Consider the following 22,551-nt stretch of genomic DNA (forward strand, 5'->3'; position numbering starts at 1 on the left):
CATGGAACGCACGACCGGCACATATGTCTCGGCCGCCGGGCATCTGGCGTTGTTGGTCTGGCTGATCGGCGGCTGGGGGTTCGATTCTGAACCTTTGCCGTTTGAAATTAGCGAAGTGTCTGTCGTGAGTTCCGAAGAATATGCCGCGATCGTGGCGGCGACGACGCCTGATCCGACCGAAGCGCCACCCGATGCGCCAGAGGCGCCAAGCGCCGAGGCCGCCCCAGAGGTGCCTGTGCAGGAAGAGGCCGCAGCGACCCCGCCCCCACCCGATGCGGTGCAGCCGCCAACGCCTGATTTGCCGCCGCCCCCCGCGCCAGAGCCGCCAGAGCCGATGCCTGTGATCAGCGATTCGCCAGCGACTCCCGGTCCGCCGGCAGAAGAGGTCGTGGCTGCGCCGAACCTGACCGCCAGCCCGCGCCCGATTCCGCGCCCTGCGCAGCGGATTACGCCTGACGCCGTTGCGCCGCCGCCGCCTGATGCGGCCCCGGCCGATGTGGCGCAGGATATGGCCAGCCCTGACGCGGCCCCCGATGCGCCTGTAGTCGAGCAGGCGCAGGAGCAGACGGCACCCGAAGAGGCGGCGACCGAGATTGTGACCGAGGCGGAGACTCCGCAAGGTTTGGTGACCGAAACGCCGCGTCCGCGCACGCGTCCGAACCGGCCGACGCCGGCCCCTGCGCCAGAGGTTGAGCCCGAGACGCAAACGGCAGAAGCGCCTGCGCCGCAGGTGGACCAGTCGGCGGTTCAGGCCGCGCTAGAGGCCGCTGCTGCGGCGACAGCGCCGCCATCGCAGGCCGCGAATGTGCCGCAAGGCCCGCCGATGACGGGATCAGAGCGCGAAGGCTTTCGCGTGGCAGTGAACCGCTGCTGGAACGTCGATCCGGGCAGCCAAGCGGCGCGGGTCCAGATGACGGTTGGGTTCACGCTGGATCAAAGCGGCAAGGTCACCGGTGATGTGCGCCAAGTCGCGGCCAGTGGCGGCGATGATGCGGCGACCAAGATCGCCTATGATGCTGCGCGGCGTGCGATTCTGCGCTGTCAGGGCACCGATGGTTACGATCTGCCAGCGGACAAATACAGCGAGTGGCAAGAGGTCGAGATTACCTTTGACCCGTCGGGAATGCGGCTGCGCTGACGGCGAAGTTCCGCCTGTCGGGCGTAGCAAGTCACATCCACACTTGATAGTGTGGCAACAACAGGCAAACGGGCGCAAAGCCCTGCGAGTGAGGACGAGAGTGATGAAGAACCGGTTTATGATTGCCGCTTTGGCCGCCGCTTTGGCGTTTGGCTCTGCCGCCCCCGTGCTGGCGCAGGGCGGTCCGCTGCGGCTGACGATTACCGATGGTGTGATCGAGCCACTGCCGTTTGCTGTGCCGACCTTTCAGGCGGAAACCGCCGGGGCAGAGCAGGTCGCGAGCGATATTAGCCGTCTGGTCGCGCAGGATTTGGCCGGCACTGGTCTGTTCCGCGAAATCCCGCAGGACGCGTTTATCAGCCAGATGGGCGCATTCGGTGCGCCTGTGGCCTATCCTGATTGGCGTGCGGTGAATGCGCAGGCTTTGATCGGCGGCGCAGTCAGTGTGAATGGCGATCAGTTGGTCGTGAAATTCCGTTTGTATGACGTCTTTACCGGCGCTGAACTGGGCGAAGGTCTTCAGTTTGCAGGCACCGTCGGCGGTTGGCGCCGGATGGCGCATAAGGTGTCGGATGCGGCCTATAGCCGGATCACGGGCGAGGGCGGTTATTTCGACAGCCGCGTCGTTTACGTAGCCGAGCAGGGGCCAAAGGATAACCGCCAGAAGCGTCTGGCGATCATGGATTATGACGGCGCGAACACGCAGTTCCTGACCGACAGCAGCACGATTGTGCTGGCACCGCGCTTTTCGCCAACGGGTGACCGGGTGCTGTATACATCCTACGAATCCGGTTTCCCGCGCATCAACCTGCTCGACGTCGGCTCTGTGTCCAAGCGCCAGGTGCAAACGGCAGAGGGCGAGATGGCGTTCAGCCCGCGCTTTTCCAAGGACGGCAGCCGCGTCGTGTATTCCATCGCCAATGGCGGCAACACCGACCTTTATATCTCTGACCTGAACAGCGGTGCCTCGACCCGGCTGACCAATGCGCCAAGCATTGAAACAGCGCCAAGCTTTAGCCCCGATGGCAGCCAGATCGTGTTTGAAAGCGACCGGTCCGGTGGCAGCCAGATCTATATCATGTCCGCTGGTGGCGGAGAGCCGCAGCGTGTGTCGTTCGGCGCGGGTCGTTACGGCACCCCCGTCTGGTCACCGCGCGGTGATTTGATCGCGTTCACCAACCAAGAGGGCGGGCAATTCCATATCGGCGTCATGCGCACGGATGGATCGGAAGAGCGTATTCTGACGACATCGTTCCTTGACGAAGGCCCGACCTGGTCGCCCAATGGCCGCGTGCTGATGTTCAGCCGCGAAACACAGGGCGCTGGCGGTACTTCGGCACTGTATTCGGTCGATATTTCTGGCCGTAACTTAAAGCCGGTTCCGGTGCAGGGCGGGGCGTCTGACGCGGCTTGGGGGCCACTTCAGCCATAAACGCCAAAGATTTCCCTGTTACGGAAACCGTGATAGATTAATACGAACAGCAGTTCATAGGGACGAATTGACAATGAAGATGACGACTAAGGCGATGCTGGTTCTGCTGGCCCTGTCCACCGCGGCATGCACGCGGCCCGACCGTTTTGGCGGCGCTGACGACCTAAGTGCCAACGCAGGCAACGGCGCGCCGCTGGGCAACACACTGCCGCAGGGCGGCGCCTCTGATCCGCGCAGTGCGGAATACTTTCAGCAAACGGTCGGCGACCGTGTGTTGTTCGTTGTGGACAGCAGCAGCCTGACACCGCAGGGCCAAGCGACGCTGGACGGTCAGGCGAACTGGTTGCAGACCAATAGCGATTACCTTGCAATCATCGAAGGCCACGCCGACGAGCAGGGCACGCGCGAGTATAACCTTGCGCTGGGTGCACGCCGGGCGAACGCTGTGCGCGAATACCTCATCTCTCGCGGGATCCCGTCGTCGCGTCTGCGCACGATCAGCTACGGCAAAGAGCGCCCGATCGAGGTTTGCTCGAACGAGGCTTGCTATGGCAAAAACCGCCGTGCTGTGACCGTTATCTCGGTCGGGTCGCTCAGCTGATGCGGGGCGCGGCACGCTTTGGGGCGCTGCTAGGTCTGGCGGTTATGACCGCCACGGCCGCCACAGCGCAGGACGCCACGCTGGCGGATATCCGTCAGCAGCTGGGCACGCTTTACAGTGATGTGCAAAGCCTGCGGTCGGAATTGTCGACCAGCGGCGCGCTGACGACGGGTGCGGTGGGAAACACCCCGCTAGACCGTCTGAACGCGATCGAGAGCGAGCTGACGCGCCTGACTGGTAAAAGCGAAGAGCTGGAGTTCCGCATCAACCGGATCACCACTGATGGCACCAACCGGATCGGTGATCTGGAATTCCGCCTATGCGAAGTTGAGCCCGGTTGCGATATCGGCAGCCTTGGCGACACGCCGTCGCTGGGCGGTGTCGATAGCGCATCCAGCGTGCCCGCCCCGGCGGCGGCCGTGCCGGATCAACCACAACTCGCCCTTGGCGAACAGCAGGACTATCAGCGGGCGCAGGAGGCGCTCGCATCAGGTGACTTTCGCAGCGCCGCGGATCTCCTTGCGACCTTTAGCGCGACCTACCCGGGGTCAACCCTGACAGAGGAAACGGCCCTGATGCGGGGCCGTGCGCTGGACGGTTTAGGCGACACGGCCAACGCGGCCCGCGCCTATCTGGAGGCGTTTTCTGGTAACCCAGAGGGGGCGGTCGCTGCAGAGGTACTGTTTCGTCTGGGCAATGCCCTTGGCGGTGTTGGGCAGGCGCAGGACGCTTGTGTCACCTTGAACGAAGTCGGCGTGCGCTTTCCCGCGTCGCCCTTCGTGACCGAGGCTGCGAACGCGCGTGTCGCGCTGGCATGTCCCTAAATACGGGATCTGCCTTGAACACTGGCCTGCCGCAGCGGTTCGCGGACCGTATGGGGCAGTTGCTAGGGCCTGATTTTCCACAACGTTTGTGCCTCGCCGTGTCTGGCGGCGGGGACAGTATGGCGATGCTGCATCTGGCGGCGGGCTGGGCGCGTGTTTACGGCATTACACTGCAAGTTGCGACCGTAGACCATGGTTTGCGCGAGGCGAGCGCCGCCGAGGCCGTGATGGTCGCGGCAGAAGCGCAAGGTCTTGGTTTGCCGCACGAAACCCTGCGCTGGCAGGGGTGGGACAGCCGCGGAAATTTGCAAAATGAAGCTCGGCAGGCACGGCGGGCTTTGCTGCGGCAAGCGGCAGGCGGCGCACCTGTTTTGATGGCGCATACGCAGAATGATCAGGCGGAAACGGTGCTGATGCGCCTTGCGCGCGGATCGGGCGTCGATGGCCTTGCAGGTATGTCTGACGACGCGACTGCTGGCGGAATGCGGATTTTGCGGCCGCTGTTGACCGAAACGCGGGCGGCGTTGCGGCACTATGTGACGACGCTGAAAATCCCCTTTGTCGACGATCTAAGCAATGAAGATACCGAATATGCACGTGTGCGGATGCGGGCGTTGATTGGCACCGAAGGGCTCGATACCGCGACCCTTGCCGCAACGGCCACGCATATGGCGCGGGCGCGCGATGTGCTGCAGGCTTTGGCGCGGAATGCGGCTAGGGACCTGTCGCGCCCAGATGCAACCGCACCTGGGGCGGTTGTCTGGGATCGTGACGGATTTGCCGCGCTTGGCGCGGAGACTCAGTCGCGGCTTGCGGCCGCTGCGGTGATGGCCGTGACCGCTGCGACCTATCGTCCACGCCTTGAACCGCTCTTAGAGGCGGTAAATCGCGCAATGTCGGGGGGCGCGGCCGTGCTGGCCGGGGCCATCATCGTCCCGCGACGGGGCCGTTTGTTCATCGCAAGAGAGCCGATGGCGGTGGGGAATGCGGTGGACGTCGCGGGACCTGCATGCCTTTGGGATACTGGGTGGCGGTTGGAAGGCCATGATATCAACGGCTTGACGGTGCGCGCCTTGGGCGAGGCCGGGCTTGGCCTCATCCCCGATAAGCCGCAGCCGCGTGCGCCGCGACACATCTTAGCCAGCCTGCCAGCAGTCTGGGACGGCGCGACGCTGGTGGCCTTCGCGCCGCTTGGGTTTGGCGCGCCGCACAGCATTATTCCACCCGGCAGCGGTGAAGAATTGACCCTTGCGCGGCTTGCGCATTGAAGATTGCGGCGGAATGTCTATTTTGGGTAACAACGCACGGTTTGTTAATAAACTTCCGTCATTTTCCGATGCCAAAGGAGCCTCTCATTGGGCAACGCACGTAATATAGTCTTTTGGGTCGTCCTGTTCCTGTTGGTTCTGACGCTGTTCAATTTGTTCAGTGGTGGCACCAGTAGCGGGATGAGCAATTCTAAAAGCTATTCGGAATTCGTTTCCGCTGTTGAAACCGACTCTGTATCCAGCGTGACGCTGGATGGTGAACAGGTCCGCTACCGCGGCACCGACGGTCGCGACTATGTCACGATCAAACCGCAGGATGCGGAAGTCACAAACCTTTTGATCGCCCGCGACATTCCTGTGACGGCGCAAAGCCAGGAACAGTCTGGTCTGCAAAGCTTTTTGATCGGTTTGCTGCCCTTCGTACTGCTGATCGGTGTGTGGGTCTATTTCATGAACCGCATGCAGGGCGGCGGCAAAGGCGGCGCGATGGGCTTTGGTAAATCCAAGGCAAAGCTGCTGACTGAAAAGCATGGCCGCGTGACCTTTGATGAAGTGGCTGGCATCGACGAGGCCAAGGACGAGCTGGAGGAGATCGTCGAATTCCTGCGCAACCCGCAGAAATTCTCGCGGCTTGGTGGTAAGATTCCTAAGGGTGCTTTGCTTGTCGGCCCTCCGGGTACGGGTAAGACCCTGCTGGCCCGGGCGATTGCGGGTGAGGCTGGCGTGCCGTTTTTCACCATCTCTGGTTCCGACTTTGTCGAGATGTTCGTCGGTGTTGGTGCAAGCCGCGTGCGCGACATGTTCGAGCAGGCAAAAAAGAACGCGCCTTGTATCGTATTTATCGACGAGATCGACGCTGTTGGTCGGTCGCGTGGCGCAGGCTATGGCGGCGGCAATGATGAGCGTGAACAGACTCTGAACCAGTTGCTGGTTGAGATGGACGGTTTTGAGGCCAACGAAGGTATCATCATCATCGCGGCGACCAACCGTCCTGACGTTCTGGACCCTGCTCTGCTGCGTCCAGGTCGCTTTGACCGTCAGGTGCAGGTGCCAAATCCAGACATTAAGGGCCGCGAGAAAATTCTCTCCGTCCATGCTCGGAAGGTGCCGCTGGGTCCCGATGTTGACCTACGCATTATCGCACGCGGCACGCCCGGATTCTCGGGTGCCGACTTGGCGAACCTTGTGAACGAATCCGCACTGATGGCGGCGCGCATTGGGCGTCGGTTCGTGATGATGATCGACTTCGAGTCGGCCAAGGACAAAGTTATGATGGGCGCGGAACGCCGCAGCATGGTCATGACCGAGGACGAGAAGAAGTTGACGGCCTATCATGAGGCTGGTCACGCGGTTGTTGGTCTGAACGTTCCGCAGCATGACCCGATCCACAAGGCGACAATCATCCCGCGTGGTCGTGCGCTGGGTCTGGTGCTGTCATTGCCGGAGCGTGATCAGTTGAGCGTAAGCTACACGAAGTACACGTCGAAAATCGCGATGGCGATGGGCGGCCGTGTTGCGGAGGAGCTGGTGTTCGGCAAGGATCAAGTCACCTCTGGCGCATCGTCCGACATCCAGCAAGTGTCAAAGATTGCCCGCGCCATGGTTACGCAGTTCGGCTATGCGGAAGAGCTTGGGTTCGTTGATTACGCGAACGAGCAAAGCTCTTATCTGGGGAATTACGGTGGTGGTACAAACCACTCTGCCGATACCCAGAAGATCATCGATGACAAAGTTAAGGCCATCGTTCAGGAAGGTTATGAAACCGCTAAGCGTATCCTGACAGAGAAGCGCGACGATCTGGAACGTTTGGCGCAGGGTTTGTTGGAATACGAAACCCTGACCGGTAACGAGATCGCACGCGTCATTGCTGGAGAAGTACTGAAGCGCGGTGAAGATCAGGACGATACGCCGCCCTCTGGTGGCAATGCGATCCCCACGGTTCCTAAGACCCGCAAGACGCCGCAAGCTGACGGCGGCCTGGAGCCGGAGCCTTCGGCTTAATCCTAACTTGATTTAAATAGAGCCCCGTGCTGAAAAGCGCGGGGTTTTTCTTTGTGAAAGTATGCGATGCCAGCGCTGATAAAAACGGAACACGTGGGTCGGATAACTTGGCTTGGCCGCGTCCCGCACCGCAATGCATCTGAGATTGTGGGGGAGCCGATTCAGTCAATGTCCTTGAACTTCGACGGGATGCCGGGCGAATTTCACGCAGGATTAACGCGGCTGTCGTGTAGCCGGGTGACGACGCAGTATCCCAAGGGGACTGAAATTCGGAACGTGCGGCAGTTGAGCATTGTGAGCGCTGCCGAACTTGCGATCATCGCGAAGAAACTAGATTTGGACGAGATTGACCCAGCTTGGTTGGGTGCAAGCGTTGTGGTGGATGGCATTGAAGATTTCACGCATGTGCCGCCATCAGCGCGCCTTCAGGGACCAGATGGCGTCACATTAACTGTCGATATGCTGAATCAGCCCTGCCATTTGGTGTCGAAGACGATTGAAGAAGCGCGACCCGGGCACGGTAAGGCTTTTAAAGCTGCTGCCAATGGTCTGCGCGGTGTGACTGCTTGGGTGGAACGGGCGGGAACGTTGACACTTGGTGATACTTTGGTTCTGCATGTCCCAGGCCAAAGGGCATGGCGCGGGTAATTCTTTGGTCGCGACACGATCTGCGAGCGGAGACCATATTCCTTTGCGGGGCGGGCCAGTGTAGGTGAGTAGCGCGCGCCGCGGCTGCGCGTGAATGACGATTTAGGGATTGAACGATGTGCGACGCTGCCCGGGTGTGCCACCCGAAGGCGCCCCGCACAGCGTCCTGCGATGGAAAGGCAGCATCAATGACAGCCACGATTATCGACGGAAAGGCCTTTGCTGGCCGGGTTCGGGAAAAAGTCGCAGCGCATGTCGCGCGGCTGAAAGAGGAGCACGGGATTACGCCTGGTTTGGCTGTCGTGCTGGTCGGCGATGATCCAGCATCAGAGGTTTATGTCCGCTCTAAGGGCAAAATGACGAAGGCTGTCGGCATGCTGTCGCTGGAATACCGCCTGCAGGCGGATGCGGCGCAGGATGAGGTCATGCGCGTTGTTGCAGAGTTGAATGCCAATCCTGAAGTGCATGGCATTCTGGTCCAACTGCCGTTGCCGCGGCACATGGACGAGGCAGAGGTTCTTGCGGCGATTGATCCAGCGAAGGATGTGGACGGGTTCCATATTTCGAACGTTGGTCTGTTAGGTACGGGCCAGCGGGCGATGGTGCCCTGTACGCCGCTGGGCTGTCTGATGATGCTGCGCGATCATCATGGTGACCTGACAGGCATGGATGCGGTCGTTATCGGGCGTAGCAATATTGTCGGAAAACCGATGGCCCAATTGCTCTTGGGCGAGAGCTGCACGGTGACGATTGCGCATTCACGAACGCGCAATCTAGCTGACGTGGTGCGCCGTGCGGACATCGTCGTGGCAGCGGTGGGGCGACCCAAGATGGTGCCGGGCGATTGGATCAAGCCGGGGGCGACCGTGATCGACGTGGGTATCAACCGGACCGAGGATGGTTTGGTCGGCGACGTCGATTTCGCGTCGGCGGTAGAGGTCGCTGGCGCGATAACGCCGGTGCCGGGCGGCGTTGGCCCGATGACCATTGCCTGCCTGTTGGCAAACACGGTTACGGCCTGCTGCCGCGCAAACGATTTGGCCGAGCCGGATGGGCTGACGGTTTAACTGGAACGCAGATTGCGCGATGGCCGGTTAAAATAGCGATAACTGATCCGCTAAAAAGGCGGGTCAGCACCGGGTCCGTTGCGCGCAATCCGCCCGTGTATGCGCCATAGGCCGGCAAGATCAGGCGTTTAGCATCGGTTAAAAAGCATGAGCGCGCATTGCCTGCGCCAGGAATCGCGTACTTGGGGTGATAGTGGCCGGATATCTCGAGCTGGGTGTCGCTTGCGATATGGCGAAAGGTCAGGCCGCCGTCCTGATGGATTGAAAGGTGTGTTCCGCCCAATGCCAAGGGACCCGGATCGTGATTCCCTTCGAGCCAGAGCCACTGACGCCCGGCCTGAAGGCTGGTCAGGGTTGTGTCATCCGCGTCTGACAGGCTGTCCGCAGCCATAAGATCGTCGAAACTGTCGCCAAGGCAAAGTACGGTTTTTGGGTCGGTCACGGCAATGTCGTGGCTCAATTTCGCCAAGGTTTCTTGGGTCTCATAGGGCGGCAACATGACACCGGACCGCCGCGCAATGCGGTCGGATTTACCAAGATGCAGGTCGGAGACGCAAAGCAACTGCCGATCGCCCCACCATAAAGCACCAGAGGGCAGGGCGGTCAGCCGGTGTTCACCAAATGTAAAGCTATGTGCGTTCATACTTTGTTCTAGAGCGTATTGAGGCGAAGGTGCAAGGATCAGAGTGCAGATAGACCAGCCTCGTCCATTAAGCGGGCGGCCATCTCCTCCATCAGGCGTTCGCGGCCTGCGCCTACGACGGGTACGCGGCCGGGTTCAAGGAGCATAGGTGCTGCAAGCGGGCTCACGCGGGGTAGGATGACGTGATCGACGCGGCCAGACGTGCGGGTCAGCATCTCTTCGATGCGGCCGAAATCGACGATGCCGCGCAGGGCCTCTTCTTTGGTGACCTGCATAATAAGATGGTCCGGGTCGTATTTGGCGAGGGTGTCATAAAGGATGTCGGACGAAAACGTTGCTTGGCGGCCTGATTTACGTGCCTGCGGTAGGTTGCGCTGGATGAGGCCAGCGATGGTGGCCGATGCACGAAAGGTGCGTTTCATGACGGCGTTGCCGGCAAGCCAATCGGCGAAGCCATCGTGCAGCGCGTCAGGGTTGAATAGCGAAGCGGGGTCATCGACAGGGGTTAATCCCCAGACAAGTGTCGCATAGTCGGTCGAGACAAAGCCAAGGGGATTGAGGTCAAGCTCCTCCATCCGTTTGGTCAGAAGAAGGCCAAGGGTTTGCTGAGCATTGCGGCCTGCAAATCCGTAGAAACAGGTATGCGCGCGGCCATCGTGCGGAAAGGATTCGACAAGGATGCGGTCGGCTTGCGGAAGCTTTGACCATTCTCGTTGCAGGTGAAGCCATTCGGCGGTGTGCATCGGCAGCTCTGGCCAATCGTCTTCACGGAACATACGCAAGATGCGTTGGGATAACTGAGTGGAGGTTGCGAATTTCGTGCCCATGAATGTGGCGATCTTGGGTGTCTTATCAGCGCGGCGGGTGACCTCGACCGACATGTCTTTAAGGGATTCGTAGCGGACGATTTGGCCGCCGATCAAAAAGGTATCACCGGGGGTCAGGGTAGCGGCAAAGGATTCCTCGATCTCGCCCAACGGTTTAAATCCGCCGCGCAGGCGAACTTTAAGGGTGTCGGTGTCCTGAATTGTGCCAATGTTCATGCGCAGATCGCGTGTAGCGCGGGGATCGCGCAGGTGCCAAAGGCCATCACGCAGATGAAGTCGCTTCCAGCGATCATAGGCGCGCAGGGCGTAGCCACCGGTAGCACAGAAGTCGAGGCAGGCGTCGAAATCGGCGCGAGCCAGGGTGCTGTAGGCGCCGACGGTGCGGACTTGCTGATAGAGGTCGTCTGCCGAGAACGGTCCAGCGCAGGCGCGGATCAGGATGTGTTGGCATAGAACGTCGCGTGGACCGGGGCCGGGGGGATCGCCGTCGAGTTCATGGTCGCGGGCGGCTTGCAGGGCGGCAACGCATTCGACGACTTCAAACCGGTTCGCCGGAACCAGCAGCGCCTTGGACGGGGCGTTATAGCGGTGGTTTGCGCGGCCGATACGCTGGATCAGGCGTTTAACGTTTTTGGGGGCACCGACTTGGATCACCAGATCAACGTCGCCCCAGTCGATGCCAAGGTCGAGGCTGCCAGTGCAGACGATGGCGCGCAGTGTGCCGGCGACCATCGCGGCCTCGACTCTTTGTCGTTGATCCCGGTCTAGGCTGCCGTGGTGAATGCCGATTGGCAGATCAGTGTCATTCGCGAGCCAGAGGTTGTGAAAGAAGATCTCGGCCTGCGCCCGCGTGTTGTGGAAAATGAGCGTGGTTTTGTGTTGTTTGACCTGCTCTAGGACAGCCGGAATTGCATATTTGGCCCCGCCACCAGCCCAGGGGGGTCGTTCCTCGGTCACCAGCATGGAGATGTCAGGGTCGGGACCGGGATCGGCGTAGAGAATTTCGCAGGGGTCAGGATGGCAGGCGAGGCCGCTGGCAATCCGGGCGGGGTTTTCGACGGTGGCAGAGAGGCCGACGCGGCGCAGACCGGGGGCCATGGCTTGCACGCGGGACAGGGCTAGCATGAGCTGATCGCCACGTTTCGATTCCGCGAGCGCGTGAATTTCGTCAACGATGACGCGCTGTACACCGGCAAACATGCGGGGCGCGTCCTCGTACGAGGTCAGAAGGGCAAGGCTTTCAGGCGTGGTCAGTAAAATATGCGGGGGATCGGCGCGCTGGCGCTTTTTCTGGGTGGCGCTGGTATCGCCAGTTCGATCCTCGATCCGGATCGGCAGGCCCATGTCAGTGACCGGAGTGGTCAGATTGCGTTTGATATCGGCAGCCAGCGCCTTGAGCGGCGAGACATACAGCGTGTGAAGCCCTTTATGTTGGCCATCTGCGAGTTCGGCCAGCGTTGGCAGAAAGCCCGCGAGCGTTTTGCCGCCGCCCGTCGGTGCAATCAGCAACAGCGCAGGGGCATCGGCCCGGTCCAGCATGTCCTGCTGATGGGGATGGATGGACCAGCCCCGCGCGGTGAACCAATCGTGAATAATAGGGGGCAATTCCATCCCCCTGATGTGTGGCGGCAGGTGCCTTTGGTCAAGCGATCAGCGGACGATCTCTTCTTCTTTGACGAACATGTTGGCCCAGGCGCGGTCAATCATGTCGGGATTCATTTGATATGGGATCCCCTCAAACTCGCAGATCGAAATCATCTGATCGATCAGGAAGATCGGTTGGTAGTTGGCATAGACGTTGTCGATCTGCGGGTAGAGGTTGTTGAGCAGGTGAACCAACGTGCGTTCGTCCAGCGGCATCTTTTTCTTGCGTGCAACAAGAGCGAAGATTTTCAGGAAGTCGGCCTGCGAGGGTCCATCAATTTTGATCTTGAAGAAGATACGGCGCAGGGCCGCTTGGTCAAAGATCGCATTGGGGTGAAAGTTCGTGGAAAAGATGACGAGGGTGTCAAATGGCACCTCGAACTTTTCACCCGATTGCAGGGCAAGAATATCTTTGGACTCTTCCAGCGGAACGATCCAGCGGTTGACCAGCGACTGTGGCGGCTCTGCCTGACGGCCAAGGTCGTCCACGATAAAGATGCCCCCCGTCGATTTCATCTGCAGCGGGGCCTGATAGGTCCGTGCAACCGGGTTGTAGACAAGGTCGAGCATCGAGAGCGACAGTTCGCCCCCGGTGATCACGGTCGGGCGTTCGCAGCGAACATAGCGGGTATCGAACCGACCTGTCGTGCGGCGCAGGGAATTGGGGTCCTGTTCGTCGTCATCGGCGCTGGAGTGCACGATCGGATCGTAGACGGTGATGACCTGACCGGAGTATTCGATGGCGCGGGGCACATAGATTTTGTCCCCCAGAGCGTCGCGAATACCGTTTGAAATTGAAGACTTACCATTGCCCGGCGGGCCATACATCAGGATGGATCGCCCAGAACTGACAGCAGGGCCAAGGTTGGAAATAAGGGCGGGGGGCAGGATGAGGTGCCCCATCGCGGTAGTCAGTTGGTCGCGTGTAATCTGGATGTTGCGGATCGACTGACGCTTGATCTGTTCGCGGTAGATGTCCAGCGGCACGGGCATTGCACCGTAATATTCCGACTGTTTCAGCGCATCATTGGCCCGGTTACGGCCTGCGTCGGTCAGCTGATAGCCCATTTCAGAGCTGCCAGAGGACGACATGCTGCCCGTCGCCTCGAGTAAGAGCTGGCCGCGGGCCAGATCGACCAATTCCTGCGTGACATTGACAGGCAGACAGACGGCGCGCGCAAGCTGCGTGACCATTGTCAGGTTCATGCGGAACATGGTTTTCACCAATATGTCGCGCATCATTGGCAGGGGCAGAGCCATACCTTCCAAAGAGCGCGGGCTTGGCGGGGCCATGACCCCAGTGTTTTGCATGTTCAAATGATCGACCCCATCAAAGCAACGCGGGGCGGACCCCCGGTGTTGCCTCTGTATGGTGTCGATTTATGGCTAAAACATGGACAAACGGTTTCACTGCAGCGGCATTTACGGCCGCCGTGGGTCAATATCCGCGGTAAATGACCAGTCCGAGGTAGGCGAGCAGGGTCATTGCCAAGGGAAGGCCCATAGGAAAGCGGCGCCCTGACGTCCAGCTGGCCCAGTCCGGTGCGAGGCGGCGCAGAGGCGTCATGCGCGCGATGCGGTGGATAGCCCAGCCGCCCAGCAGGCACAGCGAAAACAGGTAAAGCAACGGGGCAATGTCACCTGTCGCGATCATTGGCGCGGCGGCGGCGGCGAATTTCGCATCACCCGCGCCGACTGCGCCAACGGCGTTCAGGGCAATGCCGATGATCAACACGACGATCATGTGCACATAGCCCCAAAGATAAGCCTCGAGCGGGAGGGCGAAGTAGCCTAGGACCACGTAGCCTGCAAAAAGCGTCATGACGGCGGCGTTGGTGATCTTCATACGCGATAAATCGGTATAGGCGACCCAGAGGCCGACCGGGATTGCAACGATCATGAACCACCAAGCGGCTGTAGCGGACAATACCATGTGTTAAACCGCTTCCAGGGCGCGCAAGGCGCGGGTGGCTTCTTCGAAGTGCTGCGGGTGCGTGTCGATGGCTTCACGCAAAAGGCCCTTGCCCGTGGTCACGTCGTTTTGCTTAATCGCGGTCAGCGCCATGGTGTAAAGCAGCTGTGCGCGTTCAATTTGGGTCATTGGCACGACCGGCAGATCGTATTTTCGCTGCGCGCCGCGTGCCAAGATCAAGTTGTTCTTGGCGGTGAACATTGTGCTGTCTTGGCGCAGGGCGTCGGTGAACAGACGCTCTGCCCCTGGATAATCGCCGCGTGTCAGCTTGGAGTAACCCCAGTTATTCATGGTGTTAGCGGGCGTCGACGTGAGGCCGACGGCGGTTTGGTAAAAGCTATCAGCCTTGGACCACTGTTGTTTGCTGTCGGCGATCATCGCCTCTAGCCGGTAGCGATCAAAGGTTTCGTGGGTCGGCGGGATGGCATTCAGCGTAGCTGCTGCATCGTCCCAGCTATTTGCGCGAATTTGGGCTTCGGCCATTTCGACCCGGTCATCAAGGTTGGAGTCGGGGTGCGCAATGACAAGCTTCCAAGTCGTCACGCCCTCGTCTGCGCGGCCTGCACGGACCAATGACTTGGCAAGTCCGCGCTGCAAATCGATCCGGTCCGGATTGCCGGCCAAGGCACCGTTGAAATATTTTACGGCCTCTTCGGGATCGCCAACCGTAAGCATGACGTCGTTCAGGCTCGCGCTTTCGATCGAGTTGAGGTCCTGCATAGCGCGCTGCACTTCGGCATCGCCGTTACGTGTGCCGCAAGCGGACAAGGCCAGCGTTCCGGCCAGACATAGAATAACGGTATGGCGCATTTTTATGCGTCCTTTCCTGCTGCTACCTCAAAGCGGTTCGATGGAGTCGTCATCGGCGCGCCGGACCAGTTCAAAGTTCTGGTTCTCTTGCGCAGGATCGTAAATAACGGCGTCGCGTTTGGATAGTGCCAAGCGCAGGTTCTCTCGGATCTCGTCAGAATTCCCGTTGTCCGTGGCAAATGCGCGACGAAAAATCTCGGCTGCTTCGGCAAATTCGCCTTTTTCCATCAATAATACGCCCAAGTTGTTCCAAGCGGGGGCGAAATCAGGTGCCTCTTCAGCGGCGCGGCGCAGCAGGCCTTCGGCTTGTCCTAAGCGGCCAAGGCGCAGGTTGGCGGACCCAAGCGCGGACAATGTGTCCACGTTAAAGCCCTGCACCACGGCGGCGCGGGAATATGCATCAAGCGCGAGTTCGTATTCCCCGGCGGCCATCAGGCGGTGACCGACGACAAGGTTATCGACCTGCGCCTTGCCCGCGACGCCGGGTGCAAAAACGCCGTCCCCAGACGCAAGCGGGCCGCCTGATGAACAGGCGGCCAGTGCGAGACATATTGCGGCAGCCAAGGCGCTGCGAGGTCGAATCATCGGTTCAGTTTCCGCCCCCCATGGTTTGCGTGATACCGTAGATGGAGGGTCCGATCAGGATGAGCAAAAGCGGCGGCACGGTCAACATCATCGTGGCAAGTGTCATCTTAGTCGGTAGTTTATTTGCAGCTTCTTCGGCACGCATGACACGTTTGTCACGCATTTCTGCGGCATAGACCCGCAGCGCATCGGCGATCGAGGTGCCGAATTGTTGGCTTTGGATCAGCACGGTTGTGAAGGACGAGATGTCTTGCACACCGCAGCGTTCCGCCATGTCGCGCAGCACAGCCTCTTTTCCTTTGCCGGCCTTCATTTCTTGGCTGACCAGTTCGAATTCAGAAGCCAGATCGGGGAAGCCTGATTTCAACTCTCTTGCGACGCGCAGGATGGACTGGTCCATGGATTGACCAGCTTCGACGCAGACCAGCATCATGTCGAGGCTATCTGGGAAGCCGTATTCGATGGCCTCTTTGCGCGCGGCAACGCGGCGCGTGACCCAGTATTTCGGTAGCATGTAGCCAATAAAGCCCGGAATCAGCAGCGTCATCATCATGGATTGCTGCGACACTTCGCCCGTCTGCGTTTTCAGCAGGGCATAGAGGCCGCCAAAGATAAGACCGAAAATGCCCAAGGCGAACTGACTGAAGTGAAAGGTACGGACGGCGTTTTTGGATTTATAGCCGGCCTGCAACAGCGTCAGTCGTGCTGCAGAATAGGCGACGGCGTCCTGCGGTTCCAGAAAGTTGGCGTATTTTTCCAACTTGTCTTTGCTTGTGGGCGCACGCAGGCGTTCGCCGTTGCCGCTTGCCTTGGCGGTGTGGGCGCGGTTGAGGGCTTTGAGTTTGTCGAGTGGATCGACCTGCTTTTTCAGCAGGACAGGCAACGTGACAAGGATCATGATGAGGCCAATAAAGCCCACCAGAATGACGCCGCCAAATGGCCCCAGGATGTCGGTTAGCATCGTGTTGATATCGTTGATAATAGACATAATCTGACCTTACACCTTGATGTTCACGAGGGCGCGCATGACGATCAGGTTCAGAACCAGAAAGCCGGTTACGACCAGACAGGCAGGGATGAAAATCGGCTTATCCATCACCTCGTCAAAATAGCCGGGCTGGATCAGGTTGATCACGATCAACGCTAGGATCGGGAAGGCCGAGAGCAATTTGCCGGACCATTTTGCCTCTGACGTGATGGCTTTGACGCGGCGGAATAGGCGGAAGCGGGACCGGATCACCTTGGCCAGACCGTCAAGAATTTCGGCCAAGTTACCACCAGAGGTTTGCTGGATCGTGACGGCGACCGCCAAAAAGCGCAAATCCTGCATATCAAGACGTTCTGCCATGGCCTTCAGCGTTTCACCCATATCGCGACCATAGGCGGCCTCGTCCGAGATGACGCCCATTTCGGTGCCCAATGGGTCAGGCAATTCCCTGGCAACGATCTGAACAGCCGAAGAAAATGGGTGGCCGACGCGCAGGGAACGCACCATCAGTTCGACGGCTTCTGGCAGTTGTTCTTCGAACAAGGCCATGCGCTTGTTCGCCTTGCCGCTGATCCACATGAACACACCGCCCACGCCCATACCAACCGCGACGACGGCGCGGGTCGGGGGGGCGACTTCGGTCATCATCGTCAGGCCAAAGAAGGCCATGACGCTGACGCCTGCCATCAGCAGGATGATTTGCGGCGGGGTAAAGGCGATGTTAGCGCGCTGCGCCTTGGCAGCCAAAATCGAATAAAGCGGGATGCTTTGCGATTTCATGTGCTGGGTCATCTCCTTGCGGAGCTGTTCCAGAACCTGTTCGCGATTGCCGCCTTTTTCAAGCAGCTGCAGGCGGCGGTTCACCTTGCCATTCATGGTGATCGATTTGCCAAAAAGCACCAAATAGATGCCCTGCACCACGAAGATCACGGACGCAAAGATCGCAATATAGATAAGCGGTTCGGCGGAAATCATGGTGCGTTACTCCGCAACAAGGGGTTCGAAAATCTGCGGCGGCAAATCGTAGCCCCACAGTTTGAAACGGTCAGAGAAGTGGCTGCGCACGCCGGTCGCCGTGAAGTGACCGATGATCTTATTCTCGGGCGTCAGGCCAACACGCTGGAATTTAAAGATTTCCTGCATAGAGATCACGTCGCCTTCCATCCCGGTAATTTCGGTGATGGACGTCATGCGGCGCGAGCCGTCTTGCAGACGCGAGGCCTGCACGATCAGGTTCACAGCGGATGAGATCTGGCTACGCATCGCTTTGATCGGCATTTCAATACCGGCCATAGCGATCATGTTTTCAAGACGCGACACGCCGTCACGCGCAGAGTTGGCGTGGATCGTGGTCATCGATCCGTCGTGGCCCGTGTTCATGGCCTGCAACATGTCGATAACTTCTTCGCCGCGCGTTTCCCCGACGATGATGCGGTCTGGCCGCATCCGCAGGGCGTTTTTCAGACAGTCGCGCTGGCTGACAGCGCCTTTGCCTTCGACGTTGGGCGGACGGCTTTCCATGCGACCCACGTGGATCTGTTGTAGCTGAAGTTCGGCCGTGTCTTCGATCGTCAGAATGCGTTCGTCGTTGTCGATGAAAGACGACAGCGCGTTCAACGTCGTCGTCTTACCCGAACCCGTACCGCCAGAAACGATAATGTTCAGACGGGTTGCGACGGCGGCCTGCAGATAGGCGGCCATTTCTTCGGAAAACGCCCCGAATCGCACTAGGTCATCGATGCCCAGCTTGTCTTTTTTGAACTTACGAATCGACACCAGCGAGCCGTCGACCGCAATCGGACCGACCATCGCGTTGAAACGCGAGCCGTCTGCAAGACGGGCGTCAACGTAGGGGTTACTTTCGTCGACGCGGCGACCCACGGCAGATACGATCTTGTCGATAATCCGCAGCAGGTGCTTTTCGTCTTTAAAGGTGATGTCGGTCAGTTCGAGCTTGCCGTCGCGTTCGACAAAGATCTGCTGTGGGCCGTTCACCAGAATATCGTTGACCGTGTCATCCTTGAGCAGGGTTTCAAGCGGACCCAAGCCCTTCACCTCGAAGAACAGATCCTGCGACAGGGTAACGCGTTCATCCCGGTTCAGGACGATGCCCATTTCATCAAGCGTTTCGTTCGTGATTGCGTTGATTTCGTTGCGCAAATCATTCTCGCTCGCATTTTCAAGCGCGGCGAGGTTCAGGTTGTCGAGCAGGGCTTTGTGCAGCTCTAGCTTAATTTCACCCAGTCGTTCCTTGCGCTTTTTATCGCGGTCACCCGGCGCGACTTCTGCCGCGCGGGTGGGCATGGATTTCATCAAGGATTTACGCGGAGCATCCTCGGCCACCAGCGCCGTGACGGCGGACATGGTTGGCTTGGGATTTCCGGGTGCGGGCGTCGCCGCGCCGCCTGGCTTTTTGTACTTCGAGAACATGACGTGCCTTTCCCTTAACCGCGTGCTTCGGCGTGATCGGCCCGATTGACCGCGTGGACAGAGGCCGCGAGTTTCGCGATCTCTTTGCGCATGGTATTTTTAGGGGCATTCACAGCAAGCGGCGTGCCGTGATCACCGGTTTGCGCGACCTGCTTGCCGCCATCGGGCAACTGAACTTCGACTGAGATTCCAAGGCTTTCGCCCAGCCGTTTGACCCGCGCCTTGCCGGAAAGATCGGTGAAGCCGGGTGCCCGGTTCAGCACAAAGCGCAGCTTTTCGAACGGCAGGTTTTCAGACTGCAGGGCGCGTTTCAGACGCAGAGTGTTCTGCGCTGACCGCATGTCCAGTTCTAACGTCGCGAAATAGATGTGCGCGGCTTCTAGAACGGTCTGCGACCATTCGACCATGACAGAGGGCATATCAATGATGATGTAATCAAAGTTTGTCCGCGCCATTTCCAAGATTCGCGAGACATCAGCGCTGGTGATCAGATCCATGGGGATCATGTCCGTCGGCGCGGTCAGCACGTGCAGTTTTTGGTCATAGGACAAAAGCGCCTGCATAAATGAGGTGCTATCCATCGCTTCGGTGTCTGACATCAATTCAAGCACTGCCTCTCGGCGGGGCAGGTCGAGGTAAGTCGAGACCGAGCCGCACTGCAGGTCGAGGTCGAGCAAGCAGACGCGGGGTGGGTTGTCCTTGTCGAGCAGCGACAATTCCCAAGCCAGATTGACTGCGAAAGTCGTGGCCCCGGTGCCGCCAGCCATGCCGTGCACAGCGATCAGCACACCATCATGGGTGCCAGTCGCCTTCAGCTTGTTTTGCAATTCCGGGGCGATGGCGATTTCCGCGGCAGGGGTTAGGACCCGTTCGATTGCGTTGGCCAGCTCGTTTTCCGGCAGCGGATAGGGCACAAATTCGTCGCCGCCTTCGCGCAGCAGCTTGTGTAGCGCGGCGGGGCTGACGTCTTCGGTGATAAGGATGACTTTGATTTCTTGGGTCTTGGCCGCACTGATGATGGCAGCGATTCGGTCAAGGTTGACTTCATCCTCTGCATCCATCGCGACGGCCAGAAATTGCAATTCAGCCGCGTCGGGTTGGCGCAAAAATGCAAGGGCGTCGTCGAAGCTCAAATCACCCCAGCTTTCGCCAAGGGCTGCTTCCATGTCTTCGATCAACAGATCAAAGATCTGTACATCACGACTAACGGTGCAGGCCACCAGAGCGGGGCTATCGGATTTATGAATTGCATTGCTGCTCATGCCGGACGTCCTCATTCAATTGGGCGCCACACGGGTATATGAGGGATTTCTTAAGGTCCCGTCACGATCACCCGGTGCCTACGTCTGACCTGCATCGTGCAGAACAAGACTGACCCGTTGGATCGGTTTTGACGGTTAATCTTGTCGAGAATGGGACCAAATTCGATTGATTGTGCGTTCAGGCGGCACGATCATGTGAATTTTGAAGCACTGTTGACGCACACCTTGCGGTGCGCGTCACATAACAGTGAGGATATTAGGCGGTTTTGGTGCGTTTTACTGAATAGAGTCCAGCGTCGCCGTCGCAGAAGTCGACAGGGTCGTCGGAGGGACGGCGCTGGCGATATATTCGCGGAAAATGACTTCGGCGTATTTACCGTTCAGCAACATCGGCGCGCCTTTGACGAAGCCAGAAACTTCGGTGACGGTGCGGCGATTCTGTTGTTCGGGCGCTTGCGTTGCGATGACCGGACGGGTTTCGCCGTACGAAACAAGCGCTTCTAGACGCGAACGGCTGATGCCTTGAGTCGACAAGAAGTTGACGACCGCATTGGCGCGCGCCAAGCCGAGGCGTTTGTTGTAGGACGCGCTGCCGACCAGGTCGGTGTGCCCGTAAACATTGAAACGGATTTCCGGGAATTGCCGAATCCAATTGGCCTGTGTGATCAGAACCGCCTGCGCGGCTGCGTCCAACTGGCTGGAATTGAACGCGAATGTGACCGTCGTGTCGACCTCGGCTGCAAAGCGCTGGCCCAACTGGACTGTTGCCTCGCCGGGGTTGGTCATTGCTTGGTGGTTCGCAGCGGTGGCTGCACCAAAGTCGGCAGCAACCCCGGCAGCGCCAGCAGGCAAAGCGGCATCGTTGTGGAAACCGGCCTCTTGGGCGCAACCCATTAAGGTCAGGGCGGCGGCGGTAATTGTTAGCAGAGTCTTCATCATACCGCCCCTATCATTCCATCACATAGCCGTAGGACCCGCTAAAGTCCTGACGTGCTACTTCACCCGCGCCGCCCGATTTGGGGGCGTTTGATGCCGCCACACGGCCGAACAGGAACAGGTCCTTTTCGGATGGCGGTTGCACACGGTCTGTCGGCAAAGCCAAGGCTTGCCCACGGGTCGGTGTCACCAAATGCGGGGTGACGATAATCACCAGCTCGGTCTGTTCGCGGCTGTATTCGACGCTGCGGAACAGGGCACCCAAAACGGGCACGTCGCCCAGCCATGGCACCTGACCTTTAAGATCGGTGAAATCATCAGACAGCAAACCGGCGATGGCAAAGCTTTCGCCGTCGCGCATTTCAACTGTGGTCGATGTTTCGCGGCGCTTGAAGGCGTTGATGGTAAAGCCGTTTGCGGTAAAGCCGTTGGCCGTATCGATCGACGACACTGCTGCCTTTAGTTCCAAGTTGATGATGTCGCCATCAACAACCCGGGGTGTGAAGGTCATTTCCACGCCAAAGGGTTTATATTGAACCGAAATTTCACCGTTGTCTTGTGTCACGGGCACGGGATATTCACCGCCGGCCAAGAACTTAGCCTCTTGCCCCGAGAGCGCAGTCAAGTTCGGCTCTGCCAAGCTACGGACCACGCCGCGCGCTTCCAAAGCTTCTAGCAGAATGCCGACTTCAAGTCCGCCAGCGTTAAAGCCAAACAAGAAAGCGCCGTTATTCGCATTCGTGGTGGGGGTGGACCCGCTAAAAGTATTGCTCACTGCGCCAGAGCTGACAAGCGAACCAGTGCCGCCAGTTGTGCCAAGGTTGCCGTTCAGCGCGGTGCCCTGTGCTGCAATCGATGATGCCAGCGATTTGCTAACACTGCGCTGCATTTCGGCAAAACGGACCTTCAGCATGACCTGCTGGGTGCCGCCGACGCTCATAAGGTTGGACACCCGGTCAGGGGCATAACGCTCAGCAAGTTCCAACGCGCGATCAAGCCGCGCGGTGCTGGTGACAGTACCGGACAAGACGATACCGTTGTTCGCTGTGCGGACCTCGATCGGCTCTCCTGGCAGGATCTGCTCCAGCCGTTCTTTGAATTCCGCGATGTCAGGGGTGACCTGCACCTCGACGTTGCTGATCAGGCGGCCGTCTGGCCCCAAAATCGTCATCGTCGTGCGCCCTGGTTCCTTGCCCAGCAAATAGATGCTGCGGTCCGACAAAGACGAAATGTCGGCGATACCAGGGTTTGCGATGGAAATTTCCGCAAAGGGTTCGTCGCTTTCAACCACGATGGCACGGTTCATTGGCACTGCCAAAGGGGCAGACGCCGAACCGCGCACAACACGTAGTGTCTCCGCAGACGTTGTCATTGGAATGCTGGCCATCGCCAGCGAAAGGCTCGCAAGTGCGGCCTTCATGAATCTGTCATAGCTCATTGTGACCTGCCTCTCCGATCACGCCTCAGCGGAAATT

General features: G+C 59.2%; 20 protein-coding genes. 8 read left to right on the forward strand and 12 right to left on the reverse strand.

Going from position 1 to position 22,551, the window contains the following annotated elements; all coding sequences use genetic code 11:
• Position 1: 1 nt before the first annotated feature.
• The 8 genes from BM131_RS03400 to folD all read left to right on the forward strand — a co-directional run bounded on the left by BM131_RS03400 (position 2) and on the right by folD (position 8,979).
• Positions 2-1,138: a hypothetical protein gene (locus BM131_RS03400; RefSeq protein WP_090185671.1), complete on the forward strand. Its 1,137-nt coding sequence runs from the start codon at positions 2-4 to the stop codon at positions 1,136-1,138.
• A gap of 103 nt (positions 1,139-1,241) precedes the next feature.
• Positions 1,242-2,570: a Tol-Pal system beta propeller repeat protein TolB gene (gene tolB, locus BM131_RS03405; protein WP_090185675.1), complete on the forward strand. Its 1,329-nt coding sequence runs from the start codon at positions 1,242-1,244 to the stop codon at positions 2,568-2,570.
• Positions 2,571-2,643: 73 nt separating this feature from the next.
• Positions 2,644-3,171: a peptidoglycan-associated lipoprotein Pal gene (pal, locus tag BM131_RS03410; protein ID WP_090185678.1), complete on the forward strand. Its 528-nt coding sequence runs from the start codon at positions 2,644-2,646 to the stop codon at positions 3,169-3,171.
• Between the two features lie 44 nt (positions 3,172-3,215).
• Positions 3,216-3,995, forward strand: coding sequence for a tol-pal system YbgF family protein (locus tag BM131_RS03415; protein ID WP_245754123.1), 780 nt, complete (start codon positions 3,216-3,218; stop codon positions 3,993-3,995).
• A gap of 14 nt (positions 3,996-4,009) precedes the next feature.
• Positions 4,010-5,263, forward strand: a complete 1,254-nt coding sequence (gene tilS / locus BM131_RS03420; RefSeq protein WP_245754124.1) for a tRNA lysidine(34) synthetase TilS — start codon at positions 4,010-4,012, stop codon at positions 5,261-5,263.
• An 87-nt stretch (positions 5,264-5,350) separates the two neighbouring features.
• The gene (gene ftsH, locus BM131_RS03425) at positions 5,351-7,264 is read left to right on the forward strand and encodes an ATP-dependent zinc metalloprotease FtsH (RefSeq protein ID WP_090185686.1); all 1,914 of its coding nucleotides are present in this window, start codon (positions 5,351-5,353) and stop codon (positions 7,262-7,264) included.
• Positions 7,265-7,453: 189 nt separating this feature from the next.
• On the forward strand, positions 7,454-7,912 hold the full coding sequence (locus BM131_RS03430; protein WP_342713939.1) for an MOSC domain-containing protein: 459 nt from the start codon (positions 7,454-7,456) through the stop codon (positions 7,910-7,912).
• A gap of 188 nt (positions 7,913-8,100) precedes the next feature.
• Positions 8,101-8,979 (forward strand): bifunctional methylenetetrahydrofolate dehydrogenase/methenyltetrahydrofolate cyclohydrolase FolD, encoded by an 879-nt coding sequence (gene folD / locus BM131_RS03435; RefSeq protein WP_090185691.1) that lies wholly within the window; start codon positions 8,101-8,103, stop codon positions 8,977-8,979.
• Here the strand turns inward: folD and pdeM are convergent.
• The 12 genes from pdeM to BM131_RS03495 form a co-directional block, all read right to left on the reverse strand.
• Complete coding sequence (pdeM, locus tag BM131_RS03440) at positions 8,924-9,622, reverse strand: ligase-associated DNA damage response endonuclease PdeM (protein WP_090185694.1); 699 nt, start codon at positions 9,620-9,622, stop codon at positions 8,924-8,926. The two genes, folD and pdeM, sit on opposite strands and share 56 nt — an antisense overlap.
• A gap of 38 nt (positions 9,623-9,660) precedes the next feature.
• Positions 9,661-12,060 carry a ligase-associated DNA damage response DEXH box helicase gene (locus BM131_RS03445; protein ID WP_090185697.1) on the reverse strand — a complete coding sequence of 800 codons (2,400 nt, stop codon included), beginning with the start codon at positions 12,058-12,060 and terminating at the stop codon, positions 9,661-9,663.
• Positions 12,061-12,099: 39 nt separating this feature from the next.
• Complete coding sequence (locus BM131_RS03450) at positions 12,100-13,410, reverse strand: ATPase (protein WP_090185700.1); 1,311 nt, start codon at positions 13,408-13,410, stop codon at positions 12,100-12,102.
• A gap of 121 nt (positions 13,411-13,531) precedes the next feature.
• Complete coding sequence (locus BM131_RS03455) at positions 13,532-14,026, reverse strand: prepilin peptidase (protein ID WP_090185702.1); 495 nt, start codon at positions 14,024-14,026, stop codon at positions 13,532-13,534.
• A gap of 3 nt (positions 14,027-14,029) precedes the next feature.
• Positions 14,030-14,875, reverse strand: a complete 846-nt coding sequence (locus tag BM131_RS03460; protein ID WP_090185705.1) for a tetratricopeptide repeat protein — start codon at positions 14,873-14,875, stop codon at positions 14,030-14,032.
• 27 nt (positions 14,876-14,902) lie between these two features.
• The gene (locus BM131_RS03465) at positions 14,903-15,460 is read right to left on the reverse strand and encodes a tetratricopeptide repeat protein (protein WP_090185708.1); all 558 of its coding nucleotides are present in this window, start codon (positions 15,458-15,460) and stop codon (positions 14,903-14,905) included.
• A gap of 4 nt (positions 15,461-15,464) precedes the next feature.
• Positions 15,465-16,448, reverse strand: coding sequence for a type II secretion system F family protein (locus BM131_RS03470; protein WP_090185709.1), 984 nt, complete (start codon positions 16,446-16,448; stop codon positions 15,465-15,467).
• Between the two features lie 9 nt (positions 16,449-16,457).
• Positions 16,458-17,423 (reverse strand): type II secretion system F family protein, encoded by a 966-nt coding sequence (locus BM131_RS03475; protein ID WP_090185712.1) that lies wholly within the window; start codon positions 17,421-17,423, stop codon positions 16,458-16,460.
• 6 nt (positions 17,424-17,429) lie between these two features.
• On the reverse strand, positions 17,430-18,878 hold the full coding sequence (locus tag BM131_RS03480; protein WP_090185715.1) for a TadA family conjugal transfer-associated ATPase: 1,449 nt from the start codon (positions 18,876-18,878) through the stop codon (positions 17,430-17,432).
• 14 nt (positions 18,879-18,892) lie between these two features.
• A complete protein-coding gene (locus BM131_RS03485; RefSeq protein ID WP_090185717.1) occupies positions 18,893-20,140 on the reverse strand; it encodes a CpaE/TadZ family protein in 1,248 nt (415 codons plus the stop codon).
• 276 nt (positions 20,141-20,416) lie between these two features.
• Positions 20,417-21,076 (reverse strand): OmpA family protein, encoded by a 660-nt coding sequence (locus BM131_RS03490; protein ID WP_090186005.1) that lies wholly within the window; start codon positions 21,074-21,076, stop codon positions 20,417-20,419.
• A gap of 13 nt (positions 21,077-21,089) precedes the next feature.
• On the reverse strand, positions 21,090-22,514 hold the full coding sequence (locus tag BM131_RS03495; RefSeq protein ID WP_090185721.1) for a type II and III secretion system protein family protein: 1,425 nt from the start codon (positions 22,512-22,514) through the stop codon (positions 21,090-21,092).
• Between the last annotated feature and the right edge of the window lie 37 nt (positions 22,515-22,551).

Source organism: Loktanella salsilacus (genome assembly GCF_900114485.1).
GTDB lineage: Bacteria > Pseudomonadota > Alphaproteobacteria > Rhodobacterales > Rhodobacteraceae > Loktanella > Loktanella salsilacus.

Bases quoted from the DNA above. Each gene is read 5' to 3' on its own strand.
- BM131_RS03465 (WP_090185708.1), bottom strand. From the start codon at position 15,460: ATGATTCGACCTCGCAGCGCCTTGGCTGCCGCAATATGTCTCGCACTG.
- BM131_RS03495 (WP_090185721.1), bottom strand. From the start codon at position 22,514: ATGAGCTATGACAGATTCATGAAGGCCGCACTTGCGAGCCTTTCGCTG.
- BM131_RS03490 (WP_090186005.1), bottom strand. From the start codon at position 21,076: ATGAAGACTCTGCTAACAATTACCGCCGCCGCCCTGACCTTAATGGGT.
- BM131_RS03470 (WP_090185709.1), bottom strand. From the start codon at position 16,448: ATGTCTATTATCAACGATATCAACACGATGCTAACCGACATCCTGGGG.
- BM131_RS03485 (WP_090185717.1), bottom strand. From the start codon at position 20,140: ATGAGCAGCAATGCAATTCATAAATCCGATAGCCCCGCTCTGGTGGCC.
- tolB (WP_090185675.1), top strand. From the start codon at position 1,242: ATGAAGAACCGGTTTATGATTGCCGCTTTGGCCGCCGCTTTGGCGTTT.
- BM131_RS03445 (WP_090185697.1), bottom strand. From the start codon at position 12,060: ATGGAATTGCCCCCTATTATTCACGATTGGTTCACCGCGCGGGGCTGG.
- BM131_RS03430 (WP_342713939.1), top strand. From the start codon at position 7,454: ATGCCGGGCGAATTTCACGCAGGATTAACGCGGCTGTCGTGTAGCCGG.
- pal (WP_090185678.1), top strand. From the start codon at position 2,644: ATGAAGATGACGACTAAGGCGATGCTGGTTCTGCTGGCCCTGTCCACC.
- BM131_RS03460 (WP_090185705.1), bottom strand. From the start codon at position 14,875: ATGCGCCATACCGTTATTCTATGTCTGGCCGGAACGCTGGCCTTGTCC.
- BM131_RS03415 (WP_245754123.1), top strand. From the start codon at position 3,216: ATGACCGCCACGGCCGCCACAGCGCAGGACGCCACGCTGGCGGATATC.
- folD (WP_090185691.1), top strand. From the start codon at position 8,101: ATGACAGCCACGATTATCGACGGAAAGGCCTTTGCTGGCCGGGTTCGG.
- BM131_RS03480 (WP_090185715.1), bottom strand. From the start codon at position 18,878: ATGTTCTCGAAGTACAAAAAGCCAGGCGGCGCGGCGACGCCCGCACCC.
- BM131_RS03400 (WP_090185671.1), top strand. From the start codon at position 2: ATGGAACGCACGACCGGCACATATGTCTCGGCCGCCGGGCATCTGGCG.
- pdeM (WP_090185694.1), bottom strand. From the start codon at position 9,622: ATGAACGCACATAGCTTTACATTTGGTGAACACCGGCTGACCGCCCTG.
- BM131_RS03475 (WP_090185712.1), bottom strand. From the start codon at position 17,423: ATGATTTCCGCCGAACCGCTTATCTATATTGCGATCTTTGCGTCCGTG.
- BM131_RS03455 (WP_090185702.1), bottom strand. From the start codon at position 14,026: ATGGTATTGTCCGCTACAGCCGCTTGGTGGTTCATGATCGTTGCAATC.